The organism is Oleiphilus sp. HI0043, assembly GCF_001634935.1.
The window spans coordinates 1-967 of sequence record NZ_LWEY01000271.1 but is presented as its reverse complement, the minus strand read 5'-3'; the positions used below and the strand labels follow the sequence as shown (position 1 = coordinate 967).

Below are 967 nucleotides of genomic sequence, written 5' to 3'. Positions count from 1 at the left end.
ACTATTTATTGGCTGTAACCCATTTCAGTCACACGGTATACCCAATGCGCGCGATACGCTTAAAGAAATTAAGAAAGACCCGGACCGTACGATGGTGGTTTTTGACCCTAGAAGGTCTGAAACAGCGAAGCAAGCCGATATACATTTTCAGTTAAAGCCAGGTACTGATGCTTATCTGATGTCTGCGATCTTGGCGATTATCGTAAAAGAGGGCCTGCATGATAAAGCCTTCCTCGAGAATCACTGCACTGGCTTTAATAAGCTCGAAGCTGAACTATTAGATATTCCTATTGAAGAGTATGTAGAAAAAGCCGATGTATCCCTTGAGATGACGCAGCAAGTTGCACGAGACTTTGCTAATGCTAAAGCGGGATGCGTAAGAATTGACTTGGGTCTGCAGCAGTCACTGCATTCCACCTTGACGGCATATTTGGAAAAAATGCTGTATATGGTGACCGGCAATTTCGGGAAAACTGGCGGCAATAATCTGCACACTTTATTTGTTCCCTTATTAGGTAATTCGGACGAGCGTCGCCGCGAGTACAAGCTCACGGCTCATCATAAAATGATGCCGATTTCGGGAATGTATCCACCAAACATATTGCCTGATGAAATTGAACATGAGGGCGAAGATCGTTTACGAGCGATTTGGGTGGATAGTAGCAACCCCGCTCGCAGTTACGCTGACTCTAGTGCCTATGAACGCGCTTTTTCTAAGTTAGATTTGTTGGTTGTTGTTGATGTAGCGATGACTGAAACGGCTCGCTTGGCGCACTACGTTCTGCCAGCTGCCTCTCAGTTCGAGAAGTGGGAAGCGACAGGTTTTAACGCGGAGTTTCCTGAGAACTTCTTTCATTTGCGTGCACCGATGTTTGAGCCTTTACCGGGTACCTTACCTGAGCCTGAAATCTATGCGCGCTTGTTAGCGAAAATGGGTAAGATTCCAGAGAATTTCCCTGTATTGGAA

Annotated in this window: 1 protein-coding gene; it reads left to right on the top strand. The window is 45.8% G+C overall.

The annotated features are described in order from the left end of the window. The coding region (locus tag A3729_RS04010) for a molybdopterin-dependent oxidoreductase (protein WP_156497636.1) at positions 1 to 967 on the top strand (967 nt) is incomplete at both ends.